This is a genomic window from Moorena sp. SIO2C4 (assembly GCF_010672485.1).
Classification (GTDB): Bacteria; Cyanobacteriota; Cyanobacteriia; order Cyanobacteriales; family Coleofasciculaceae; genus Moorena; species Moorena producens.
Genome location: NZ_JAAHGN010000473.1, coordinates 1 through 5582, shown reverse-complemented (window position 1 = coordinate 5582; position 5582 = coordinate 1). Strand labels below are relative to the sequence as shown.

Genomic DNA, 5582 nt, shown 5'->3' with positions numbered 1-5582 from the left:
AGCGCCCGTAGGGGTTCCCCTTGGGCAAAATCTCGCTGCCGGTAGATCGCAGGTAATAGATTATATAGCCCCTCGGTTGATTGGTTCATCTTAGGAATACCATTGGTTTTTCACCAGGGAGCTCATTGAGAAACAGGACTTACGCATGCCCCCGTTGGTCCCCCACTGTCAAAAAGCGAAGCATCCGCGCTCTTCCCCCCCAGTATTGGGGGGTTAGGGGGGCGGGGGACTTTGACATCATTCCCCCCCAAACTTGGGGGGTTAGGGGGGCAAAACCAACTAAACTTCGTAAGTCCTATAAAAACTCAACAGTCAAAAATAACAGGATTTGATCAGATGCGCATCTTATGGTATTAAACAAAATATCTTCTCAATAAGGGGAGGAGGAAAGGTAATTGATAATTCCTGAAACCCTTATCTATCAAGATACACGAGCTTGTAAATCAAAAAAAATATCTAAAAAGCCTAAACTCCTATAAAATTAGAGTTTGGGCAAAATTTAAGATCTGCAAAGCCTTTGACCATACTTTAGCTACGGTTTCCACAAAGGGGACCATTGAGCTGTTTGCAGTTACTTGCAGCAAAACACAACAGGGCTACTCACACGTAGTACCGGATTAATCTGTAAACCATTAGTTGGAGGTGCAGCGGAAAGGGGCTGAGTGCGGTATTGCGTCCACACCTTGAAAGCCCCGTGCTAACTCTCACCCTTAGGGTGTAAGTGGTGTATTCTGCTGCGAAAATTTTGATGAAAAAAATCCGTATTGTTCTGTGGGCGGCACTATTGTCTTGTGCCATGCTCATGATTCCACAGCCAGCTCAGGCGATTGAAAGCGTAATCGAGCCGGTCAGTTACTTTGATACTGGCACAGAGGATTGGATCGTTGTTGACCTCAATGATCAAGAATTTGACCCCGAACAGTCTAAAATCTGTGGATTCATCACTGGTGGTTACATTCATAATGATGATCAAGTCGGTGATGGACCCTACGATTACGTTGCCCCCGAGAAGTTTGTTGGTGACAAATCCAGTTTTTTCAATGGAAACCTCAGGTTTTCTGTTCAGGTTAATTTGGAAAATAGCGATCAGATTACCGAGGATATCAATAGTTTAAATAACAGTTTAACAAATGGTTTAACCATAAGTGGTGGTGGTTTGGAACTACAGAACCATGTATCGACGCCCACTATAGACCAATGGACTCCCTACACCATACCTCTGAATGCAGAGGGTGGATGGATAAAAACTGACAGCAATGAAGCAGCGACGAATTTAGAGATAATGCAAGTGCTGACAGATTTGGATTATTTAAAGATTAATGGCGATTGGTTGACAAATACCAACAAAGACCGTTCCAGTCTCGACGAAGTTCGCTGGGAAAACTGTGGATCTCTCTACGTCTATGAACCCCCAAATAATTCTGCCCCTGTAGTGGCTAATCCCATTGGCGCTCAAAGCATTAACGAGAATGAGCCTTTTACCCTGACAATTGGGGAAGCAACATTTAGCGATCGCGATGGAGATAGTCTGAGCTTTAGTGCAACCATACCGAGCTGGTTGAATTTCGATGGCACTACGTTCAGTGGTACTCCCAGTAGCGAGGACATTGGCACAACCACAATTACTGTAACAGCGTCTGACGAGCTATGCAAAACTGTCAGCAATGGGTTTGAAATTCAGGTTAACCATGTTCCCGTGCCTACTGAAATTGCTAATTCAGTGGAGGATTTTTCTGACACTCAAGGAGAGCATAACTGGTTCTATGGCTACTACGATGGTTCCCTGACCAGTGCTGATTTCCATGAAATGCAGCAATACACTAAGGGGTCCTGGAAAGTGAAGCAAGGAAAATACTGGACTGAGCTATCTAGCACTATTGCTCATCCCAACGGTCCCAAAACCAGCGGTAGACGGCAAAGGGTTGAGCAGTGGGGAGTTCGTCGCTGGGTTAGTGACATTGAGGGGGAAGTTACGTTCAAGGGTCACCTGGCCAAGAAAGACCGTCGTACTGCCAGCGATGGTGTGATTGCCTATATCTTTGTTGATGGTACTAAAATTTGGTCTGATGCAATCGATGGCAGGGATGGTTTTGGGGTTGATTTCACTGTATCCAGCACAGTGCAAAAAGGCTCGGTAGTTGACTTTGCCCTGGCACCTGGCAATAGCGACTTTTTTGATAAGAGCATATTCACTATTAGCATCATTGGTTTGTTGTAAAGCTTAAGCAGTCAGCGGTCAGCGGTCAGCGGTCAGCGGTCAGCGGTCAGCGGTCAGCGGTCAGCGGTCAGCGGTTATGGGAGTCAGGAAATTAAGTACTGACTCCCTTGGCACCAGCTAATTCTATTTTTGGTTAATAGCTTGATTCAGCAACAGCGCGATGGCGAAGCGGTTCCAAAGGAACATCGCGTTTTTTTAGTTCACGATCAACCTAAGATAGACTTTACAGATGGATGCACCAATTCATCAGGGACTTGGTTCGGCTCAATGTATTCATTAATCTCACCCTGATTGTCAAGATAGAAACTTAAGGCATCAAATACTTGCGCCAGAGTCAAATGAGTTAGATGGTTTAGAATTTCTTCTGGCATAATACCCAAGCGCCATAAACCAACAATAGCACGCACAGATGTCCGAGTGCCGATGATGATTGGTTCTCCGTTCAAAATTTCCGGATTACGAGTAACGTAGCGCGAGATCGTTTTAGCAGTCATAAGGCTCTTTGCTTTGGGAAACCAGTGCTATGTCTAATTTACCAATAAGAGCTAAGGTCAGCTGACGTTAGCACAAGCTAATTCTATTGTTCGTTCATAGCTTGATTCAGCAACAGCGCGATCGCTTTTAGCGTGGCCTACGGCCAATCGCGAAGCGGTTCCAAAGGAACATCGCGTTTTTTTACTTGACTGCTTGGTGATGTGGTTTTGGCATTTGGGCTGGGTAGTGATGATGCGTTCGCGTAGCGTGGCCTACGGCCAATCGCTACAGCCAACTCCTAACCTATCGCTATTTGTAGTGATATTTTTATCATATTTCCTTCTAATTGACAATCAGTATTTCGACGTATTTTTATCAACTATTAATCTTAATTTTCTCTTAATTATAAGTAAAACTTATAAGATTATTTTTTGACAAAAAAATAACTTATATAATCTAGTTTTTTGATTTTTTGTGCTTAGACAGACTAGTAAAGGGTAATGGGTAATGGGTGAATCTCAAAGTTGGCAATCAATAACTCAGGGAACGGGATTATAAGGGTTTAAGCCTGATAATCCTAGTTTTTTTGTAAAAATGAGATGCACCAAGGGTAATTTATAAACGTTATCCCCGCGAACTTAGAGCTGATTTGTAAAGATAATATAAAGGGAACTCAATGACGGGCTGATTAGCCTGTAACCTATATAAGGATTATGAGTTGTACACTACCAAAGTGCGAAGCGATGATTTATGGCTCGTTCTTTCGTTTTATGACTCGCCGATTAGCTTCTTAAGCTTTTATTTACAAATCAGCTTTAAACTGTCGGAGTTTTTCAATAAAAGGAGGAGGATTTTTACGCTATTTATGAGGTAAATCCTGTAGGAAAATAGCTTACTATTGCTCAGGATAAATTATCTACCCCACTCTTCGCCACCTGGTAATTCAGTTAAATAATCATCTAAAACTGCTGGCAGTTCTTTAGCTGAATAGCGGTAAGTCAGACTAAGTAAACTATTGGCAGTCAAAATCAGCTGTGGTTTATCCAGCCTCTGGGAAAGTTGAGACCGCCTTAACTCTCCATTGAAAACTTCCAGACTAGCAGGAGCGATCGCTGCTTCTAGTGCTTCCTCTAATCTGGGCTGCCATTGTTCAGGTTTAATATAATAGGAAGTCTTGTTATCTTTAAGATTTAGCTTTTTAATTTCCAGAATTGAACTGGCAATTGAAGCTGCCCAAGAATTGGTTAAACGCTGCTCAACTTGATTTTTAATTAAGTGGATAAATAGCCTGACTAGGAACGAATCAATATTACGCAAAATTGCCTGTTTACTCATCCCTTCTAATTCATCGACAATTGCTAAAGCATCTGCGTATCGTCCTTCTACAATGCTAGTTTTGAGGTCTATAAGTTCTTGTGTCATAGGTAAGGACAAAATTTGGGTGTTAGGGAGTAGGGAGTAGGGAGCAGGGAGCAGGGAGCAGGGAGTAGTTAATTCAAAATAGGGAAGTTTGATAACATTACTATTATCAAATTTTAAAGTAGAGGCATAAAACTAATTTGGTTTTGATATTCATCTAACTAGCCTCTACTGTTTTAGTCTTTTGATAGGCAGCCTCTTTTTCAGCTTTAAACTGTCGGAGTTTTTCAAGAAAAGGAGGAGGATTTTTACGCTGTTGTTCGCGCATTTGATGACTCCACAGTATATATGTCATTTGACAGACACGATCGGTTTACCTACCAAGCACGGGGTTCAAAATCAGGGGCATTGCTAATCAAAACACTTTCCCCCGCTTGTTGGATCACAAATAACCCCTGGTTATAGGCAAACTTATCAACATCCCCATCAATTTCAATGGCAGCCACAGCACCATACAGACGATAGTTTTTGTAATGGGGCATGATTGTCTTAAATTGTTCTAAATTAGTCAGGAATTGTCGTAGATTCTTCTGGGTCAGGCGAGATTTTACTTCCACCGCCACTGCCACATTGGTATTGACTGCCAAAATATCGATTTCCAGGTTCTGAGATCCTGCCCTTGCCTTTACCCGTTGGAATATGGCAGTGACCAAAATCCCCCGTTCTTGAAACAGACGAACCACCGCAGGAGCCACCAGGTTCTCCACAAAGTTGCCCCAGCGACTGGTCAAGGCATTAACGGCCTGATTCGTCTGAGCCGCAATAGCTTCCACGCGAGCCAGCCGTCGATCCGCCTCAGCCGCCCGTCGATCAAATTCAGCTCTTGATTCAGCCAGGTTCTGCTGAAATTCATGGCGAGACCGTTCTAAAGACTCCCGCAGAATTCGCTCAGTTTCCTGACGTTGACGTTCGCTCTCTTGAAAGAGTTTATAGAAGTCATCTAAGGTAATTGAGTCAGTCATGGCAGGGCGTTATCCAGGTCACTTAATCGAGTTTAGCAAACCCCGTAGAAGCAGTGCCTTTTGCCCGGTGACTTATCTTTGAAAAAAGAAAGTGCGATCGCAACATCCATCGCGATCGCATCCCATAGTTATTCAAGCAAGAAGTGAGTAGTAAGGTATGTTCATAACCCACCCATCCCATTAACAATTCCCTCTTCTTTCTTCCCTGTTCCCGACTCCCGACTCCCGACTCCCGACTCCCGATTCCCGACTCCCGATTCCCGACTCCCTAAAATCCTAACCCAATCGAGATTCAATAATAGCGATCGCATTAGCAATGCCATCTTCATCCCGGATTTGTTTCCCCAAGGCTTCAGCATTTTGCCGAATGGTCTGGTTTGTCGTCACTTCGCGGATAGCAGTAGCCAGCTTCTCGGCAGTCAATGTCTTTTGGGGAATCGGTTTACTGCCGACACCAAGGGCATGAACACGCTCGCCCCAAAAGGGTTGGTCCCCAAAAAAGGGACAAA

General features: G+C 43.7%; 7 protein-coding genes. 1 reads left to right on the top strand and 6 read right to left on the bottom strand.

Annotated features, from left to right (window positions below; genetic code table 11):
- The first annotated feature begins 748 nt into the window (after positions 1–748).
- Entirely contained in the window at positions 749–2218 is a 1470-nt protein-coding gene (locus F6K20_RS22285; protein ID WP_008190255.1) for a putative Ig domain-containing protein, read from the top strand.
- Between the two features lie 206 nt (positions 2219–2424).
- Here F6K20_RS22285 and F6K20_RS22280 read toward each other — a convergent pair whose 3' ends face one another.
- From F6K20_RS22280 to F6K20_RS22255, 6 genes are all read right to left on the bottom strand, one after another.
- Positions 2425–2712 carry a DUF433 domain-containing protein gene (locus tag F6K20_RS22280; protein WP_008190258.1) on the bottom strand — a complete coding sequence of 96 codons (288 nt, stop codon included), beginning with the start codon at positions 2710–2712 and terminating at the stop codon, positions 2425–2427.
- Between the two features lie 892 nt (positions 2713–3604).
- Positions 3605–4114 (bottom strand): DUF29 family protein, encoded by a 510-nt coding sequence (locus F6K20_RS22275; RefSeq protein WP_008190260.1) that lies wholly within the window; start codon positions 4112–4114, stop codon positions 3605–3607.
- A 314-nt stretch (positions 4115–4428) separates the two neighbouring features.
- A complete protein-coding gene (locus F6K20_RS22270) occupies positions 4429–5073 on the bottom strand; it encodes a hypothetical protein (RefSeq protein ID WP_008190263.1) in 645 nt (214 codons plus the stop codon).
- 22 nt (positions 5074–5095) lie between these two features.
- A complete protein-coding gene (locus F6K20_RS22265) occupies positions 5096–5254 on the bottom strand; it encodes a hypothetical protein (protein ID WP_154659964.1) in 159 nt (52 codons plus the stop codon).
- The gene (locus F6K20_RS22260) at positions 5235–5384 is read right to left on the bottom strand and encodes a hypothetical protein (RefSeq protein WP_161603206.1); all 150 of its coding nucleotides are present in this window, start codon (positions 5382–5384) and stop codon (positions 5235–5237) included. The genes F6K20_RS22265 and F6K20_RS22260 overlap by 20 nt, the downstream gene beginning before the upstream one ends.
- Positions 5350–5582 (bottom strand): glycosyltransferase (locus tag F6K20_RS22255; RefSeq protein ID WP_502708860.1); only part of this gene is annotated, 233 nt, incomplete at its 5' end. The genes F6K20_RS22255 and F6K20_RS22260, both read right to left, overlap by 35 nt.

Coding starts and splice junctions, on each gene's coding strand:
- F6K20_RS22285 (WP_008190255.1), top strand. CDS start 749: ATGAAAAAAATCCGTATTGTTCTGTGGGCGGCACTATTGTCTTGTGCC.
- F6K20_RS22280 (WP_008190258.1), bottom strand. CDS start 2,712: ATGACTGCTAAAACGATCTCGCGCTACGTTACTCGTAATCCGGAAATT.
- F6K20_RS22275 (WP_008190260.1), bottom strand. CDS start 4,114: ATGACACAAGAACTTATAGACCTCAAAACTAGCATTGTAGAAGGACGA.
- F6K20_RS22270 (WP_008190263.1), bottom strand. CDS start 5,073: ATGACTGACTCAATTACCTTAGATGACTTCTATAAACTCTTTCAAGAG.
- F6K20_RS22265 (WP_154659964.1), bottom strand. CDS start 5,254: ATGGGATGGGTGGGTTATGAACATACCTTACTACTCACTTCTTGCTTG.
- F6K20_RS22260 (WP_161603206.1), bottom strand. CDS start 5,384: ATGCGATCGCTATTATTGAATCTCGATTGGGTTAGGATTTTAGGGAGT.